Annotated in this window: 19 protein-coding genes; 14 read left to right on the forward strand and 5 right to left on the reverse strand. The window is 42.5% G+C overall.

Annotation, left to right across the window (positions count from 1 at the left end; all coding sequences use genetic code 11):
• Nucleotides 1-10 precede the first annotated feature (10 nt).
• The 9 genes from opuBB (at nt 11) to AC0DBE_RS17595 (ending at nt 7432) form a co-directional block, all read left to right on the forward strand.
• Nucleotides 11-664 carry a choline ABC transporter permease OpuBB gene (opuBB, locus tag AC0DBE_RS17555; protein WP_072181752.1) on the forward strand — a complete coding sequence of 218 codons (654 nt, stop codon included), beginning with the start codon at nt 11-13 and terminating at the stop codon, nt 662-664.
• 11 nt (nt 665-675) lie between these two features.
• Nucleotides 676-1596, forward strand: a complete 921-nt coding sequence (opuBC, locus tag AC0DBE_RS17560) for a choline ABC transporter substrate-binding lipoprotein OpuBC (protein ID WP_014115186.1) — start codon at nt 676-678, stop codon at nt 1594-1596.
• A 16-nt stretch (nt 1597-1612) separates the two neighbouring features.
• The gene (locus AC0DBE_RS17565; protein ID WP_014115185.1) at nt 1613-2284 is read left to right on the forward strand and encodes an ABC transporter permease; all 672 of its coding nucleotides are present in this window, start codon (nt 1613-1615) and stop codon (nt 2282-2284) included.
• 361 nt (nt 2285-2645) lie between these two features.
• On the forward strand, nt 2646-3137 hold the full coding sequence (locus AC0DBE_RS17570; protein ID WP_072181750.1) for a NisI/SpaI family lantibiotic immunity lipoprotein: 492 nt from the start codon (nt 2646-2648) through the stop codon (nt 3135-3137).
• 13 nt (nt 3138-3150) lie between these two features.
• Nucleotides 3151-3867, forward strand: a complete 717-nt coding sequence (locus AC0DBE_RS17575; protein WP_014115179.1) for a lantibiotic protection ABC transporter ATP-binding protein — start codon at nt 3151-3153, stop codon at nt 3865-3867.
• Nucleotides 3864-4619 carry a lantibiotic immunity ABC transporter MutE/EpiE family permease subunit gene (locus tag AC0DBE_RS17580; RefSeq protein WP_061187918.1) on the forward strand — a complete coding sequence of 252 codons (756 nt, stop codon included), beginning with the start codon at nt 3864-3866 and terminating at the stop codon, nt 4617-4619. The genes AC0DBE_RS17575 and AC0DBE_RS17580 overlap by 4 nt, the downstream gene beginning before the upstream one ends.
• Before the next feature lies 1 nt (nt 4620).
• The gene (locus AC0DBE_RS17585; RefSeq protein ID WP_072565272.1) at nt 4621-5391 is read left to right on the forward strand and encodes a lantibiotic immunity ABC transporter MutG family permease subunit; all 771 of its coding nucleotides are present in this window, start codon (nt 4621-4623) and stop codon (nt 5389-5391) included.
• Between the two features lie 17 nt (nt 5392-5408).
• On the forward strand, nt 5409-6071 hold the full coding sequence (locus AC0DBE_RS17590; protein WP_014115176.1) for a response regulator transcription factor: 663 nt from the start codon (nt 5409-5411) through the stop codon (nt 6069-6071).
• Nucleotides 6062-7432, forward strand: coding sequence for a HAMP domain-containing histidine kinase (locus tag AC0DBE_RS17595; protein WP_087987527.1), 1371 nt, complete (start codon nt 6062-6064; stop codon nt 7430-7432). The genes AC0DBE_RS17590 and AC0DBE_RS17595 overlap by 10 nt, the downstream gene beginning before the upstream one ends.
• 40 nt (nt 7433-7472) lie before the next feature.
• On the opposite strand, the gene AC0DBE_RS17600 is transcribed toward AC0DBE_RS17595, so the two are convergent.
• The 4 genes from AC0DBE_RS17600 to rghR form a co-directional block, all read right to left on the reverse strand.
• Complete coding sequence (locus AC0DBE_RS17600; RefSeq protein WP_087987526.1) at nt 7473-9173, reverse strand: methyl-accepting chemotaxis protein; 1701 nt, start codon at nt 9171-9173, stop codon at nt 7473-7475.
• A 134-nt stretch (nt 9174-9307) separates the two neighbouring features.
• Nucleotides 9308-9634: a catDE operon transcriptional regulator CatR gene (gene catR, locus AC0DBE_RS17605; protein ID WP_003220037.1), complete on the reverse strand. Its 327-nt coding sequence runs from the start codon at nt 9632-9634 to the stop codon at nt 9308-9310.
• Between the two features lie 91 nt (nt 9635-9725).
• Nucleotides 9726-10145 carry a helix-turn-helix domain-containing protein gene (locus AC0DBE_RS17610; RefSeq protein WP_061187922.1) on the reverse strand — a complete coding sequence of 140 codons (420 nt, stop codon included), beginning with the start codon at nt 10143-10145 and terminating at the stop codon, nt 9726-9728.
• Nucleotides 10146-10173: 28 nt separating this feature from the next.
• A complete protein-coding gene (gene rghR / locus AC0DBE_RS17615) occupies nt 10174-10581 on the reverse strand; it encodes a transcriptional repressor RghR (RefSeq protein ID WP_003220034.1) in 408 nt (135 codons plus the stop codon).
• Nucleotides 10582-10732: 151 nt separating this feature from the next.
• Between rghR and AC0DBE_RS17620 the strand changes: the two genes are divergently transcribed.
• Complete coding sequence (locus AC0DBE_RS17620) at nt 10733-10966, forward strand: helix-turn-helix domain-containing protein (RefSeq protein WP_003220031.1); 234 nt, start codon at nt 10733-10735, stop codon at nt 10964-10966.
• Between the two features lie 38 nt (nt 10967-11004).
• On the opposite strand, the gene AC0DBE_RS17625 is transcribed toward AC0DBE_RS17620, so the two are convergent.
• Entirely contained in the window at nt 11005-11775 is a 771-nt protein-coding gene (locus tag AC0DBE_RS17625) for an alpha/beta fold hydrolase (RefSeq protein WP_061187923.1), read from the reverse strand.
• A gap of 150 nt (nt 11776-11925) precedes the next feature.
• On the opposite strand from AC0DBE_RS17625, the gene secG reads away from it, so the two are divergent.
• The 4 genes from secG to smpB all read left to right on the forward strand — a co-directional run bounded on the left by secG (nt 11926) and on the right by smpB (nt 16000).
• The gene (gene secG, locus AC0DBE_RS17630; protein WP_003220028.1) at nt 11926-12156 is read left to right on the forward strand and encodes a preprotein translocase subunit SecG; all 231 of its coding nucleotides are present in this window, start codon (nt 11926-11928) and stop codon (nt 12154-12156) included.
• Between the two features lie 130 nt (nt 12157-12286).
• On the forward strand, nt 12287-13027 hold the full coding sequence (locus tag AC0DBE_RS17635; protein WP_152024355.1) for an alpha/beta hydrolase: 741 nt from the start codon (nt 12287-12289) through the stop codon (nt 13025-13027).
• An 18-nt stretch (nt 13028-13045) separates the two neighbouring features.
• On the forward strand, nt 13046-15385 hold the full coding sequence (rnr, locus tag AC0DBE_RS17640; protein WP_472963057.1) for a ribonuclease R: 2340 nt from the start codon (nt 13046-13048) through the stop codon (nt 15383-15385).
• 144 nt (nt 15386-15529) lie between these two features.
• Entirely contained in the window at nt 15530-16000 is a 471-nt protein-coding gene (smpB, locus tag AC0DBE_RS17645; protein ID WP_003220025.1) for an SsrA-binding protein, read from the forward strand.
• Nucleotides 16001-16167: the final 167 nt, after the last annotated feature.

A 16167-nucleotide genomic window follows, 5' to 3' on the forward strand; every position in this document is an offset into this window, starting at 1 on the left:
GCGATAAGTCATGCATCAAATTATTCAATTTTTGCAAACCAACGGGGGCGAACTCCTTTATAAAACATTTGAGCATATCACGATATCGCTCATTGCTGTTATCTTAGGCGTGCTCGTTGCCGTTCCCCTCGGGGTTGTCCTTACTAGAATGAAAAAGGGAGCTGGCACCATTATCGGCATCGTCAATATCATTCAAACGCTGCCGAGTCTGGCGATTCTCGCCTTCTTTATTCCGCTACTGGGTGTCGGGAAGGTTCCAGCTATTGTGGCATTGTTTTTCTACTCCGTTCTGCCGATTCTGCGCAACACGTATACCGGCATTCGCGGTGTCAACAAAAATCTGCTCGAGTCTGGCAAAGGCATCGGAATGACGCCGGCTGAACAAGTCCGCCTGGTGGAGCTGCCGCTTGCCGCACCTGTCATTATGGCGGGAATCAGAACATCGACGATTTACTTAATCGGCTGGGCTACGCTTGCTTCCTTTATCGGAGGCGGCGGATTGGGTGATTATATTTTTATCGGACTGAATTTATATCAGCCGGAATATATCATCGGGGGCGCGGTGCCCGTTACAATATTGGCAATTGTGATTGATTATGTGCTGGCAGTGACTGAACGAAAACTGACACCTGCCGGCATGCAGAGATTAAAGGAAGTTTCATAAGGAGGCGGCTCATGAAAAGAAAATATCTCAAATGGATGATCGGGTTAACGCTCGCAGCAATGCTGACGTTGAGTGGCTGTTCGCTTCCGGGGCTCAGCGCCGCTTCAGACCAGACCATTAAAATCGGCGCGCAAAGCATGAGCGAATCAGAAATCATCGCCAGCATGCTTGGCCAGCTGATCGAACACCATACTGATCTTAAAACAACAACCATTAAAAATCTCGGCTCCAACGCGGTACAGCAGCAGGCCTTAATGAACGGGGAAATCGACATTGCGGCCACAAGATATACGGGAGACGCGCTGCCAGGAACGCTGCGAATGGAACCTGAGAAAGATCCGGAGAAAGCGCTGGCGCTAACACAGCGGGAGTTTAAAAAAAGATATGATTTAAAATGGTATGACTCCTACGGGTTTGATAATACGTATGCCTTTACGGTCAGCAAGGAGCTGGCGGATCAATATCATTTAGAAAACGTATCAGATGTGAAAAAATGGGCACCGCAATTAAAGCTGGGTGTCGATAACTATTGGATGAAGCTCAAGGGAAACGGCTATCAAGATTTTACGAAAACCTACGGCATGACATTCGGCGGCACGTATCCAATGCAGATCGGGCTTGTGTATGATGCGGTAAAAAGCGGAAAAATGGACATTGTCCTCGCGTATTCGACTGATGGAAGAATCAAGTCCTATGGTCTCAAAATGCTAAAGGATGATAAGCAATTTTTCCCGCCGTACGATTGCTCTCCGGTTGTTCCGGAACAAGTGCTCAAAGAACATCCTGAGCTTGAAGGCACCATCCAGAAAATGATCGGGAAAATCGACACAGCCACAATGCAGGAGCTTAACTATGAAGTCGACGGCAATCTAAAAGAACCGTCTGTCGTTGCCAAGGAATATTTAGAAAAACACCACTACTTCGAATCGTGAAAGGAGGACGAAGCCAATGAACGTGCTTGATCAGTTAATGACATATTACGCGCAAAACGGCAGCTACGTCATGGATGAATTCGGCCGCCACTTTCTCATGTCGGTTTACGGCGTATTGTTTGCTGCTGTCGTCGGGGTTCCGGTCGGAATCCTCATTGCGCATTATCGCCGCTTATCAGCCTGGGTGTTCGCTGTAACAAATGTCATCCAGACAATCCCTGCGCTCGCGATGCTGGCCGTTTTAATGCTTGTCATGGGGCTCGGCGCAAACACCGTGATTGTATCATTATTTCTGTATTCCCTCCTGCCGATTATCCGAAACACGTATACAGGCATTGTCAGCATTGAACACGCCTACTTAGAATCGGGAAACGCAATGGGCATGACGAAATTCCAGGTGCTCCGGATGGTTGAGCTTCCGCTCGCGCTTTCTGTCATTATGGCAGGCTTGCGCACGGCTCTCGTCATTGCCATCGGGATTACAGCAATCGGTACATTTGTCGGCGCCGGGGGGCTCGGGGATATGATCGTCCGCGGCTCAAATGCGACAAACGGAACTGCGATTATTCTCGCTGGCGCGATCCCGACTGCGGTGATGGCCATAGGAGCAGATCTGATAATGGCCTGGATTGAAAGGTTGTTGAATCCAGTGAAACAAAAAAATAGAAAAAAGTTAATAAGTGTATAGAGTTAAGCAAAATGGATTCTTTTCTGAGAGGGAAAAGAGTCCTTTTTTTATGAGGCTTAATAAATAATCTTGATGAAAAAATTGAGGGGATCTGCAAATGTATTTTAAATTGTCGAACTCTGGCATTAGTGCATTCCCTGCCCTTATTTATCTAAACAACGGTGATCAAAATATGAGATTGATTTTAATGTGTGGAAGTGTCACCAATTGCACTCTTTTTCTATCGCTTATTTATCTGCTAATGTATTTTGATTAAATTCTGATAAAAGTATTTTACAATGATCATCATTCAGATAGTGAAGTTCTGTCATGTAGATAAAAGAACTCTATTTTTATAGAAATGTAATAAGTGGAGGGGTGTATGTTGAAAAGATGTATATACATTTTAGGCTGTTTTATTGTTTTATTTATGTTATCTGCTTGTCAATCATTAATAAAGTTTAAAGATAAAGTTGTTGAAGAAACAAAAAAAACAATGCATTTTACTGATGATAATGAAAACGATACATCTGAAACAATGGAGAGCCTGATTGATAAGGGAAAACTCGATCAAGTGGTCTATGACGATAAACTTTATCAGCTGAAAGATAAAGTTGATGAAGACAAAAAAGGAAAAGTAATAGGGGCAATAGGCCAAACTTTCTTTGTAGATGGTGATGGAAAGAGATGGTCGGAAGAAGAACTGAAAGAACCGTATATCTCTAATGACCCGGATGAAATCAGAGAGAAAAAACCATTACGCTATGGGAAGGTTTACAGTACAAACGAGGATCCTGATGCCAAAAATGAAATCATTGTTGAGTTTAATCGTGAGTATTATCGAGCGGTTTTAATAAAGAATGAAAAGGAATAAGGGAGAGAGTGACATGAGTACAGTCCTATTAGAAACCAAAAGCCTTACAAAAAAGTTTGGCAAAGAAACAGCTGTTTCAGATGTTTCATTAACTGTTCAAAAAAACAGCATTTATGGTCTGCTGGGACCAAATGGAGCTGGAAAATCGACAACACTTAAAATTTTAACAGGAATTTTACGGAAGACTTCTGGTGAGGTTTTCTTCGACGGACATAAATGGAAACGATCTGATTTACAAAATATCGGATCGTTAATAGAAACTCCACCTCTTTACGATAATTTAACTGCATTTGAAAATGTGAAAGTCCATGCCACGCTGCTCGGTCTTTCTGAAGATCGCATTCACAGTGTGCTAAAGACTGTGGATATGGAGCATGCTGGAAAGAAAAGAGCAGGGCAGTTTTCGATGGGAATGAGGCAGCGGCTTGGAATTGCAATCGCCTTATTAAATCATCCTAAATTATTAATTCTTGATGAGCCTACAAACGGGCTAGATCCAATAGGTATACAGGAGCTTAGGGACCTAATTCGCTCATTTCCTCAGGAAGGAATAACGGTGATTTTATCTAGCCACATTCTTTCAGAAGTCGAACAAATAGCAGATCATATTGGGATTATCATCGGCGGTCACCTTGGGTATCAGGGTGAAATAAACAAGGCTGATGATTTGGAGCACTTGTTTATGGAAGTTGTAAAGTCAAGCCGTGAAAAAGAAGGTGTAGATAGATGATAAATTATATAAAAGCCGAAAACCTGAAGTTTAAGAGGACGTTTTCCAGAAAAATGATTATCTTTGTGCCTCTTCTTAATATAGGTTTTTCTTTTTTAATGAACATTCAATTTTTTGTATCCGGTACTTTTAACTGGTGGTCTATTATATTTATGCCGGTGATGATTGCTTTATTTTGTTCTTTATCTCATCAAAAAGAAAAAAAGGCTTCTAATTATAATGGTACGTATTCATTACCTATAGATTTAGGGAGATTATGGTATGCAAAGATTATAATTATCATGTTTTATTCGCTATTATCTCAGATTGTATTTTTAGTTTTTATGTTACTCATGGGATTCGTTATAGCTGATTTTGCCATTATTACGCTTTCTACAATTGCCGCGAGTTTGTTACTTTGGATGACAAGTCTTTGGCAAATTCCACTCTGTTTATTTGTGGCCAAAAAGTGGGGGCTTACAATAGCGGTAATGTTAAATCTTATAGGAACCTTCGTTCTGGGCATTATGCCGGCATCTCGTTCCTTTTGGTGGTTTATTCCTTGGAGCTGGCCAATTCGAATGATGAGTCCAACTATTGGTATTCATCCTAACGGTCTGTTGCTTGAAAAAAATGATCCTTTGTTGAGTTGGCTGGTCGTCCCTCCTGCTATATTGATTTCTATTCTATTATTTTTGATACTGTCATTTTTAACCAGTCGTTCATTTGCCCCTTCAATCGATTACAGAACAAAAAAGCAGGGGGCGATGTAAGGTGAGATTGCTTTTGAGGTGTTTACAAGCTGATTTCCAGAAAAGCAAGCACACCTCCTTTATGTGGCTGCATTTTATTATTCCTATAGTTTGTTCCTGTGTTTTGATCCTGTATTTTTATGGGAGAGATCAAAGCCAATTTCACTTGTATAAATCTTTTATGGAAGCTGTTGCAGTAGCATTGCCGCTGCTCATCGGGGTGCTATGCGGAATGACTGCATCCTTAGAAGAACAGGCAGGGAAATTTCAAGTGTTACTAGGGAGCACATCTCCGAAAGTCATTGCTTATGTGAGTAAAATGTTAATGCTGCTTTTCATGGGGTTGTGCTCTATTGGTTTAGCGCTATTCATCTATATAATAGGATTAAAGTTTATTTTAAAAGTGCCGGATTTGTCTTACGGTATTTTTATAATGGGTGGTGCTTGGCTAGTTGCGGGCAGTGTAGTCCTGTATTGTATTTACTTTTTTATCAGCTGTATGTTTGGAATGGGGGCTTCTGTCCTGATAGGAGGAGCCGGCCTGCTCATGACAGCTCTAATGAACACTGGATTAGGGGATATGATGTGGAAATTTAACCCGTGGGCTTGGGGGATTCGATTGTCAGGTTTAAATGGAGTACTTCACTTTAAAGAAGTAAATCAAGGTGATAATCCTTTGTTAATGCATGAAATGAATTCAGGGGAATTGATTATGGTTTTTGGTATAATATGTACAATCATTGCCAGTCTTATATGGTTTAGTAAATGGGAAGGCAGAAAAACGTTTGAATAGTATGAGGGGGCCGGGAAATGGCAAAAATCCTTGCTGTCGATGATGAAAAAGATATTCTTGTACTGATACAAAATATTTTGCGCCGTGATCAGCATCAAGTTGACACTTTAGATCGTGTTAAAGGCCAGCCGCCTGATTTATTTCAAGGGTATGATTTAATTTTGCTTGATGTTATGATGCCGGATATTGACGGTTTTGAGTTATGTAAACAGATACGGCCTTTGGTTGATTGTCCAATTTTATTCCTCACAGCTAAAACGGAAGAGGAAGCGATAGTAAAAGGCCTCATTACCGGCGGAGATGATTATATTACTAAGCCGTTCGGCGTTAGAGAGCTTAGTGCCAGAGTTAATGCTCACTTAAGAAGAGAACGGAGAGATAAACATCAATCGAAGAGAGTTATCTCCGGTTTTTTATTTCATTTTGATAGTAAAGAAGTATTTATTAATAACAACAAACTCAACCTAACAAAAAATGAATATAAAATCTGTGAATTTTTAGCTCAACATAAAGGGAGAACTTTTTCAAGAGAACAAATTTATGAGGAGATATATGGATTAGAGGGGAATGCCTTGTATTCAACAATTACTGAATTTATTCGAACGATTCGAAAAAAATGTAAAGAGCATAATGCAGACCCCATTAAAACGGTATGGGGCGTTGGATACAAATGGGAATAGGTTTTAAGGGGCAGAAAACACTTCTTAGAGAACTGATAAAGTATATGGTGACTCTATGTATTAGTTTGGTCATACTTGCTCTGCTATATTTATTTATGAATACGATCGCAATGAATACAGGTTTCTCACACCCAGCGAATTATAATGAACGAGAAGCAGAAAAACTGGCGGTGAAGCTGGAAAGCATCGACAAAGTAACTGCTGATATGATTCCTGATACAATGTCATATGCCATCCTTGATAAAGAAACAAAACAAAAAACAGCTGGAAATATTAAAGAAAAAGATTTGCAGCTTGTAAAAAAGAAGATTGAAAAAAAACCGTATGTCAATTATAAGCAAAAAGGATATTTGGTTATAGAAAGAAACGATGAATATTGTGTTTTGCAATATTCATTGCGTGCAGATTTCACTTCGCCTTTACTAAGAAAATACCTTCCTAATTATGAATTAACGAGTATTTGTATTTTGATTATCTTGCTCATTATAGTTATCTCTATTATAACAACTTACTTTGCGAATAGATTAAGAAAACATTTTGAGACATTGAACTTAATCACTCGATATATAAAAGAGCAAAATTTGCAATTCACTCCCGAATTTACACATATTAAGGAATTCGATGATGTGATTGACTCCTTGATTGAAATGAGAGATGCTCTCCAGTCCTCACTTGAGGCACAGTGGCGTTTAGAAAAAAACAAGAAAGAACAAATAGGTGCTTTGGCACATGATATCAAGATTCCGATTACCATTATTAAGGGGAATGCTGAATTACTCAGCTTGTCAATACAAAACGAGGAACAAGCTGAGTATACAAAGTATATTCTTGGAGCAGGAAATCAGATTGAACAATATATTTATCAGCTGATTCATCTTTCGAAAACGGAGGATGCCTTAACTGTTCATTTGGAGAAAGCATCTGTAGATAAGTTGACAGAAACCCTACTGAAAGATATATCCGCCTATAAAGGAAATAAAAATATAAACATTTCGTTCAAAAAAGAAAATCTAATGAAAGAAGCGAAAATAGACTGGCAATTGTTACATAGGGCATTATTGAATATCTTAACAAACGCAGTTGATTATACACCGGAAGGCGGCACTGTCTCGGTGCATGCAGAATGCGATTCTGAGATATTTTATTTTTTTGTAAAAGACACGGGAAATGGATTTTCGGAAATGGGATTAAAAAAAGCCACAGAACTTTTTTATATGGATGACAAGAGCCGTCATTCTAAAGGTCATTATGGAATGGGATTGACTTTTGCAAAAAATGCAGTGAAGCTACATAATGGAGAACTTACTCTTGGGAACACTATAGCGGGTGGAGCAGAGGTTCGAGTAAAAATACCCTTATGAAACGAATAAAGCCCACGTCCTATCTGGACGTGGGTTATTTTTAAATGGTAAACTGATTCATCTTCTCATTAAGCTCTTTCGCCAGCTGCTCAAGCTCTTCGGCATTCTGGAGCACTTGATCCATGGAATGGGCGGATTGCTCGGTAATTGAAAATGTTTCTTCAATGCCGGCGGCCGACTCTTCAGATACAGAAGCGATATTTTCAATCGATTGATTGATGGTAATCGATTGGTTTGTTAACTGCTTCAGGCCATCCGTTACTTCCTTAATGCTGTCTGCAACATGAGTGACGGACTGTTTGATATGCTGCATAGCTTGTCCGGTGTCTGTCAGGTTTTCCGTTCCTTTTTCGACTTCTGTAAAGCTGCTTTCCAAGTATTCAATAACGGTGTAGATTTCCTGCTGTGTGCCGTTGACAATCCGGGTAATATCCTGCACGGAATCAGAAACGCCGTCAGCCAGCTTTCTGACCTCCTCTGCCACAACAGCGAAGCCTTTGCCGCTTTCTCCTGCGCGGGCAGCTTCAATCGCAGCGTTAAGTGACAGCAAATTCGTTTGCTCGGCAATGCCGTTGATGACCTGAACGAGCTTGTTGATATCCTGAGAATGCTGTTCCAGTGATCTCACTTTATGCACGGCTTCCTGAACGATATGATGGATGGTTTTCATTTGCTGTAATGACGTATCCATATTTTCGTTTCCGCTCACTGCGAGTTCGAGAACGTTTTGAGACGTATCACTGATTGTGATGCCGTGATTATAGGCTTTATCAATGCTTTCTGTAAACTCATTCATTGATTCGGCAATTGTCACCGCGTCTTGGGCCTGCTGTTCAGAGCCCTCAGCCATTTCGTTCATCGTCTCGGTAATATGTTTGCTGCCGGATCTTGTTTCATTCGTTGCAGTTGCCAGCACTTGTGAAGAAGAAAGCACCCGGCTTGATATTTCTTTGGAGTATCCGACAATATCTCTCAGATTGCCTACCATTTTTTGCAGCGCTTCGTTCAGATCACCCAGCTCGTCTTTTGAATTGAGCGGCTTTATGTCACTCGACAGATCTCCCTCGGCAATATGATTGGCAGATTCCTTCATACGAATGATAGGCTTTACAATGTTTCGCGTGATATAAAGCCAGATGAAAATGCTGATAATGATCGAAGCTGCCACAAGCGAAGCCGTGTAAATGAGCCCTTTATGGTATACATCCTTCGTTTCTTTTACCGCTGTGTTGCTGCCTTTTTTATTAAAGTCAACGAGCTGAGTGACTGATTTTTTCATATTCTCAAAGCTGGCCTCAGTCTGAACCAATAAACCTCTTGCTTTGTCCATGTCATTCGTGCGGCCGCTTTCTATAATTTGCGCATGAATATCAGCATAGGTATTCACTTCATTTTGAAGCTCCTCGAACAGTTTCTGTTCTTTATCATTGGAAATCGTTTTTTCGTAGCTATCAAGCTTTTGATTGATGTCTTCAAGGATCTGATTCATTTCTTGATCAAGCGTATCCATTTTGCTTTTGTCTGTGAAAATCAGAAAATCCTTTTCTTTAGAAGAGAGATGCTCGGTCAAATAATTAATCGATGTAATTTCTTTGATGCCGTCAATCCATTTTGTGTTGATTTCATCTGTCTTTTGAATGATATGCTGCATATTAAAAGCGCCTATTCCGCCGACAAGTAAATTGATCAGGATCAGTGTCAAAAATACCAGGCTGAATTTGCGGGAAATCGTCAGTCGCATATAAGTGGTCTCCTTTAAAATCGTAATGTGTGTGGATGTACTATATATCGGCTGAGAAATCGTTTTTTTACCTGGAAAATGAAAAATAAAAAACGGCTCTTTTCTCGCCTTTGAGATCAGAACCGTTTTAGCAATTAGTCAAGAAAGGAAGGGTCAATCCAATCCGTCGCCCATTTAGAAATCTCACCCAAAATGGGGGCTAACGCCTTTCCTTTATCGGTCAATGAATATTCGATGCGAACCGGAGTTTCAGGGATGACATCCCGCTTCACCACTCCTTCAAGCTCAAGTTCTTTCAGCCGTTCTGACAGAACTCTGCCGCTTAGATTTGGAAGTGCTGCTTCAATTTCGCTAAATCGCTGCGACCCGTTCAAGAGCTGAAATACGATCAAAGCGACCCAGCGTTTACTCAAGATGTCGACTGCTTTTTCAAATCTAGGACACATTTCTGATTGGTTCATACTTTTCACCTCGTCTGACATTATTATAACGCAAATAACGAGGGAAGGTATGCAAGCGTGATTGATAAAATGCAGAAAGAGATACAGGGGATTATGAAGAAGAGGTTCGTTTTTTTGCTTCCGAGGCTAAAAAATCGAAGTATTTGCTGAGATTTTCAATATCCTGCTTTGAGAGATATCCCCATTTTTGGCTATTGAAAATCGGGAGGTGCTCCGCTCCTCGAGTGACAGCCGTTTGATAAATTTCATATATGGACTGATAGCTTTCCGAAGCTTCGCGGATTTCTTCTGGAAAGGCCCGAATATGGCCTGCGGCAGCCATCAGGTTTTCGTAGGGAACTTTCAGTACGGCCGCCAATTTTTTGATAGTGGCAGGTTTTGGCGTGCCCCGCTTGCCGTTTTCAATTTTGGAAATGGTGGCGGAGCTGATGCCTGAGTACACCGCAAGCTGATTCACTGTCAGTTTGCGGGCGCGGCGCAGCTCTCGTAATTGCTGTCCGAACGGTGACATGGTGATCGCCTCACATTTCTATCAAGGGTTAGTCATCAGCAGACCGTTTTTTGGCTTCGTCTGAAATAAACGAAAAATAATGATCCAGCATGAGCAAATCTTCTTTATTGAGATATTGCCACTTTTCGTTCTCAAGAAGAGCAAGGTTTTTCAGGTCATAGGCCTCCGCTTTTTCAAGCAGCTTGCACTTCGTTTCATAAGGAGCCCTGGCTTCATGCACTTCTTCAATGTAACCTGCCTTATACATAAGCCCTTCATAAGGAATTTTTAAAGCTTCCGCCAGTTTTTTTATGGTGGCAGGTTTGGGAACGCCCCGTTTGCCGTTTTCGATTCTGGAGATGCCGGCTGCGCTTACGCCTGAATAAGTCGCCAGCTGGTTGACTGTTAATTTTCTCTCTTCACGCAATGCCCGCAATTGTTCGCCGAAGCTTTCCATGTATCTCACCCCGTCCCTCACTGTTACTCATATTTTAGTATGTTTATTGACTAAAGGGAATAGGTAGGCTGGAAAAGTATTGACAAAAGTTAACATAAGCCGTAATGTAAAAGTATAGAAAAAAGTTTTCCAGGAATGGAAGGTGAGGAAAGTGCCAGTAGAAAAGATACAGATTAGACGTGATTATGTATTGCAGTATATGGTCAATAACGATTATTCCCTTAATCAGCTTGCGCTGGAAATCGGAGTCTCACCCGCCACACTGAGCCGCGTGCTGAATGGAGAAAGACGGCCGGGGCAGCTTGTGATCGGTAAAATGCTTCACTATTTTAATTTGAAATTTGAGGATCTTTTTTACTATGATTTTATTGACAAAAGTCAATAAACAGCGGAAAACGCAAGGAGACCAAGCGTTTTCTATCCCTATGAATGATGTGTCAACACAAACCCTGTCACCAGTTCGTTGCATGTTTTATATTGTTTTGTCGGCAGCTGATGCCCCTGATATTCCAATCTGAAAAATTCGGCATGGCTGCAAGCTTTGCGGTAATAGCCTGAGGCTGAGAAGGTCCAGTCTCGAAGGCCGCCATACATAAACAGCATTGGCATGTGTAAATGAGGCAGCTGTTCAATGCAGTTGTAGCGGAGCGAATCCTGATAATATTGATGCCAATGGGCAAGGTCCGCTTTTTTCATATGGCCTGTTAATAGGTTTCGAAGTTCTTTGTTTTTTGTGTGGCTGACAGCAAGGATTTTGATGAGCAAACCGGCGTTTTTCTCGAGCAGATACATCCCCGTCTTGTGAATCTTCTCTCCGATTACGTTATGAACAGCGGGGTAAGCGCCGGACAGAACAAGATGAGATACTTTGTCCGGGCGGGTAAAGCCGATATGCTGCGCAATTAAGCCGCCTGCGGAATACCCAAATAACACAGCCTTATCAATGTGCAGAGCGTCTATGAATTGCACGATCTCGTTTGCGTAATAAGAAATAGAGGCGGGCTGATCCGCGTGATCACTGTCGCCGTGGCCGCTTAAATCGGGAAAAATCACCCTGAAATGCTCGGAGAGAAGGCGCTGATAATAAAAAACCTTGCGTCCCATGCCCGGCGGATGGATAAAAATGATAGGAATTCCCTGTCCATATTCCTCATAATAAAGATGTTTTCTGCTGGCTATGCTGATAAGGGGCATTGTTTTTCTCCTTTTGACCTTTTCATATGAATAGGGTAACCAAGATAATACGTCTTATCCCGCCTTTTGGCGTCTGATACAGCGTGACATGCCAACCCTTTTCATGTAAAATAGAAGTAATGTAGGCCAGTGAGTCTGGAGGTGTGAGGGATGCACGCGGTTTTGATTACCTTATTGGTTATCGTCAGCATTGCACTTATTATTGTCGTTTTGCTTCAATCCAGTAAAAGCGCCGGATTATCTGGTGCGATTTCAGGCGGAGCGGAGCAGCTCTTCGGGAAACAAAAAGCAAGAGGTCTTGATTTGATTTTGCACCGCATCACGGTTGTGCTGGCAGTCTTGTTTTTCGTGTTAACGATTGCGCTTGCTTATATCCTATAGGGCAATGTTTGTATAAGGTCTGATGTGAAGTCAGGCCTTTTTCACGTTTCTGGTGATATTCAGAGCGTTTTTTTCTGATCAAACTGTGGAAAACTAAAATGATCGTGCAGATAGAAAGGGAGACATGAGCATGAAAGTTGTGACACCAAAACCATTTACATTTAAAGGCGGAGACAAAGCGGTGCTTTTGCTGCACGGCTTTATGGGAAATACAGCGGACGTACGAATGCTGGGACGTTATTTGAATGAACGGGGCTATACGTGCCACGCGCCTCAATATGAAGGACATGGCGTTCCCCCTGAAGAACTGGTACATACAGGGCCTGAAGACTGGTGGAAAAACGTGATGGATGGCTATGAATACTTAAAATCTGAAGGCTATGAGAGCATCGCTGCCTGCGGACTGTCGCTTGGCGGGGTTTTTTCGCTGAAATTGGGTTACACTGTACCCATAAAGGGAATTGTCCCAATGTGCGCACCGATGCATATTAAGAGTGAAGAGGTCATGTATCAAGGCGTTCTTTCATACGCTCGCAATTACAAAAAGTTTGAGGGGAAAAGCCCGGGGCTAATTGAAGAGGAAATGAAGGAATTCGAAAAAACGCCGATGAATACCCTCAAGGCGCTGCAAGACTTAATTGCTGATGTGCGGAATAATGTCGATATGATTTATTCACCGACATTTGTGGTGCAGGCCCGTCATGATCACATGATTAATACCGAAAGTGCTAATATTATTTACAATGAAGTGGAAACTGACGATAAACAGCTGAAATGGTACGAGGAATCAGGCCATGCCATTACGCTCGACAAAGAACGTGACCTCGTCCATCAGGATGTGTATGAATTTTTAGAGAAGCTCGATTGGTAATCAACAGGAGGTCGGATAATGGAAAAAGAAGCATTTATGGAAAAGCTTCTCTCGTTTATGAAGGAAGAGGCGTACAAACCTCTGACCGTTCAGGAACTTGAGGAGATGTTAAATATTACGGAAGCCGAGGAGTTTAAAGAGCTCGTCAAAGCGTTAGTCGCCTTGGAAGAAAAAGGGCTTATCGTACGGACGAGAAGCGACCGCTACGGCATTCCGGAGAAGATGAATTTAATAAAAGGAAAGATTTCAGCACATGCAAAAGGATTTGCCTTTTTACTGCCTGAGGATACGTCGTTAAGCGATGTGTTTATTCCGCCTACTGAGCTGAATACGGCAATGAACGGCGATATCGTTATGGTTCGTCTGAATTCACAGTCAAGCGGCTCCAGACAGGAAGGAACCGTCATCCGCATTTTAGAAAGAGCGATTCAGCGGGTTGTCGGTACGTATACAGAAACAAGAAACTTCGGCTTTGTCATTCCGGACGACAAAAAAATCACGAGTGACATCTTTATCCCGAAAAACGGGAAAAACGGAGCTGCGGAAGGGCATAAGGTTGTTGTCAAGCTGACGAGCTATCCTGAAGGCCGCATGAACGCAGAGGGCGAAATAGAAACCATTCTCGGCCACAAAAATGACCCGGGGATCGATATTTTATCCGTTATTCATAAGCACGGCCTGCCGGGAGAATTTCCTGCTGATGCGATGGAACAGGCATCAAGTACGCCTGACACAATTGATGAAAAAGATCTGAAAGACCGCCGTGATCTCCGTGACCAGGTGATTGTCACCATTGATGGTGCGGACGCGAAGGATTTGGATGATGCAGTTACCGTGACAAAGCTTGATGACGGAAGCTACAAGCTTGGCGTTCACATTGCTGATGTCAGCCATTACGTAACCGAAAACTCGCCGATTGACAAAGAAGCGCTCGAAAGAGGGACGAGTGTGTATTTGGTTGACCGTGTCATCCCAATGATTCCGCACAGACTGTCAAACGGCATTTGTTCCTTAAATCCAAAGGTTGACCGCCTAACACTTTCTTGTGAAATGACAATTAACAGTCAGGGACAGGTGACAGAGCACGAGATCTTCCAAAGTGTCATCAAAACAACGGAAAGAATGACGTATTCAGATGTGAATAAAATTCTTGTTGACGATGATGAGGAGCTGAAACAAAAATACGAGCCTCTTGTTCCAATGTTCAAAGACATGGAGCGTCTGGCTCAAATTCTGCGCGATAAGCGGATGAACCGCGGCGCCGTTGATTTTGATTTCAAAGAAGCCAAAGTGCTTGTCGATGATGAAGGCGCGGTTAAAGACGTTGTCATCAGGGAACGTTCAGTCGCCGAGAAGCTGATTGAAGAATTTATGCTTGTGGCGAATGAAACGGTAGCGGAGCATTTCCATTGGATGAACGTACCGTTTATATACCGGATTCACGAAGAGCCGAATGCTGAAAAGCTGCAAAAGTTTTTAGAGTTCGTAACGACCTTTGGCTATGTGGTGAAAGGAACCGCAGGAGATATTCATCCGCGCGCGTTACAAAGCATTCTGGACGCTGTGCGTGACAGACCTGAAGAAACAGTTATATCCACTGTCATGCTCCGTTCGATGAAACAGGCGAAATACGACCCGCAGAGCTTGGGGCACTTTGGCCTGTCAACAGAATTCTATACGCATTTCACATCGCCGATCCGCCGTTACCCGGACTTAATCGTCCACCGTCTGATCAGAACGTATTTAATCAACGGCAAGGTCGATGAAGCGACACAGGAAAAGTGGGCTGAACGCCTGCCGGATATCGCCGAACATACATCAACGATGGAGCGCCGTGCAGTTGACGCCGAGCGTGAAACGGATGATCTGAAAAAAGCGGAATACATGCTTGATAAAATCGGTGAAGAGTTTGACGGCATGATCAGCTCTGTGACAAACTTCGGAATGTTTGTCGAGCTGCCGAATACAATCGAAGGACTCGTCCACGTCAGCTTTATGACGGATGACTACTACCGCTTTGACGAACAGCATTTTGCGATGATCGGCGAGCGGACAGGCAACGTCTTCCGCATCGGGGATGAAATCACAGTCAAGGTCGTCGATGTCAACAAAGACGAGCGCAACATCGACTTTGAAATTGTCGGCATGAAGGGCTCTCCGCGGCGTCCGAGAGAACTGGACAGCAGCCGGAGCCGAAAACGCGGAAAACCTGCCAGAAAACGCGTCCAAAGCACCAATACACCTGTTTCTCCAGCTCCGTCTGAGGAAAAAGGGGAGTGGTTCACTAAGCCGAAGAAGAAAAAGAAAAAACGCGGCTTTCAAAACGCGCCGAAACAGAAACGGAAAAAGAAGAAATAGCAGCTCAACCAGCAAATAGGGCCGCAGCGCTCTATTTGCTTTCTTTCGGAAACAGCTTTTCATTGTAGCAGTACGTGTCATTTGGTAAAATAGAGCGTATCGCAAAAGGTGGACAGTTTTTCCTTAGAGAGAGGGGGTTCTGGCATGCCAAAAGGGTCAGGAAAAGTATTATCTCAAAATAAGAAAGCCAATCACGATTATTTTATAGAAGAAACCTATGAAACAGGCATCGTTCTGCAAGGAACCGAAATTAAATCGATTCGCGCCGGCCGCGTAAACCTTAAGGATTCCTTCGCCAAAATCGAACGGGGAGAAGTGTTTCTCCACAATATGCACGTCAGCCCGTATGAGCAGGGAAACCGCTATAACCACGATCCGCTCCGGACGAGAAAGCTGTTAATGCACCGCAAGGAGATTAATAAGCTGATCGGATTAACAAAAGAAAAAGGCTATTCTCTCGTTCCGCTGAAGCTGTATTTGAAAAACGGCTTTGCCAAAGTGCTTCTCGGCCTTGGAAAAGGGAAGAAGAACTATGACAAACGGGAAGACCTGAAGCGCAAGGACGCGAAGCGTGAAATCGAAAGAGCGTTCAGAGACAGTCAAAAAGGCTTCTAAAGGCATAGTGCTTGATTCAAAAATCAGGCCTGTGCTATACTGTGTTCACGAACAAATCATAACGCTTTTCTTTTGAAGGATTTGACAATTGAAAAGAGACGTGATCATGTTATAATAAGACTATAGCCAGTTTGAGTGAGAGCTTGATATTTTCTCCCGTATTTCCC

This window comes from Bacillus sp. VA15 (genome assembly GCF_055721145.1).

Coding starts and splice junctions, on each gene's coding strand:
- opuBB (WP_072181752.1), top strand. CDS start 11: ATGCATCAAATTATTCAATTTTTGCAAACCAACGGGGGCGAACTCCTT.
- opuBC (WP_014115186.1), top strand. CDS start 676: ATGAAAAGAAAATATCTCAAATGGATGATCGGGTTAACGCTCGCAGCA.
- AC0DBE_RS17565 (WP_014115185.1), top strand. CDS start 1,613: ATGAACGTGCTTGATCAGTTAATGACATATTACGCGCAAAACGGCAGC.
- AC0DBE_RS17570 (WP_072181750.1), top strand. CDS start 2,646: ATGTTGAAAAGATGTATATACATTTTAGGCTGTTTTATTGTTTTATTT.
- AC0DBE_RS17575 (WP_014115179.1), top strand. CDS start 3,151: ATGAGTACAGTCCTATTAGAAACCAAAAGCCTTACAAAAAAGTTTGGC.
- AC0DBE_RS17580 (WP_061187918.1), top strand. CDS start 3,864: ATGATAAATTATATAAAAGCCGAAAACCTGAAGTTTAAGAGGACGTTT.
- AC0DBE_RS17590 (WP_014115176.1), top strand. CDS start 5,409: ATGGCAAAAATCCTTGCTGTCGATGATGAAAAAGATATTCTTGTACTG.
- AC0DBE_RS17595 (WP_087987527.1), top strand. CDS start 6,062: ATGGGAATAGGTTTTAAGGGGCAGAAAACACTTCTTAGAGAACTGATA.
- AC0DBE_RS17600 (WP_087987526.1), bottom strand. CDS start 9,173: ATGCGACTGACGATTTCCCGCAAATTCAGCCTGGTATTTTTGACACTG.
- catR (WP_003220037.1), bottom strand. CDS start 9,634: ATGAACCAATCAGAAATGTGTCCTAGATTTGAAAAAGCAGTCGACATC.
- AC0DBE_RS17610 (WP_061187922.1), bottom strand. CDS start 10,145: ATGTCACCGTTCGGACAGCAATTACGAGAGCTGCGCCGCGCCCGCAAA.
- rghR (WP_003220034.1), bottom strand. CDS start 10,581: ATGGAAAGCTTCGGCGAACAATTGCGGGCATTGCGTGAAGAGAGAAAA.
- AC0DBE_RS17625 (WP_061187923.1), bottom strand. CDS start 11,775: ATGCCCCTTATCAGCATAGCCAGCAGAAAACATCTTTATTATGAGGAA.
- secG (WP_003220028.1), top strand. CDS start 11,926: ATGCACGCGGTTTTGATTACCTTATTGGTTATCGTCAGCATTGCACTT.
- AC0DBE_RS17635 (WP_152024355.1), top strand. CDS start 12,287: ATGAAAGTTGTGACACCAAAACCATTTACATTTAAAGGCGGAGACAAA.
- rnr (WP_472963057.1), top strand. CDS start 13,046: ATGGAAAAAGAAGCATTTATGGAAAAGCTTCTCTCGTTTATGAAGGAA.
- smpB (WP_003220025.1), top strand. CDS start 15,530: ATGCCAAAAGGGTCAGGAAAAGTATTATCTCAAAATAAGAAAGCCAAT.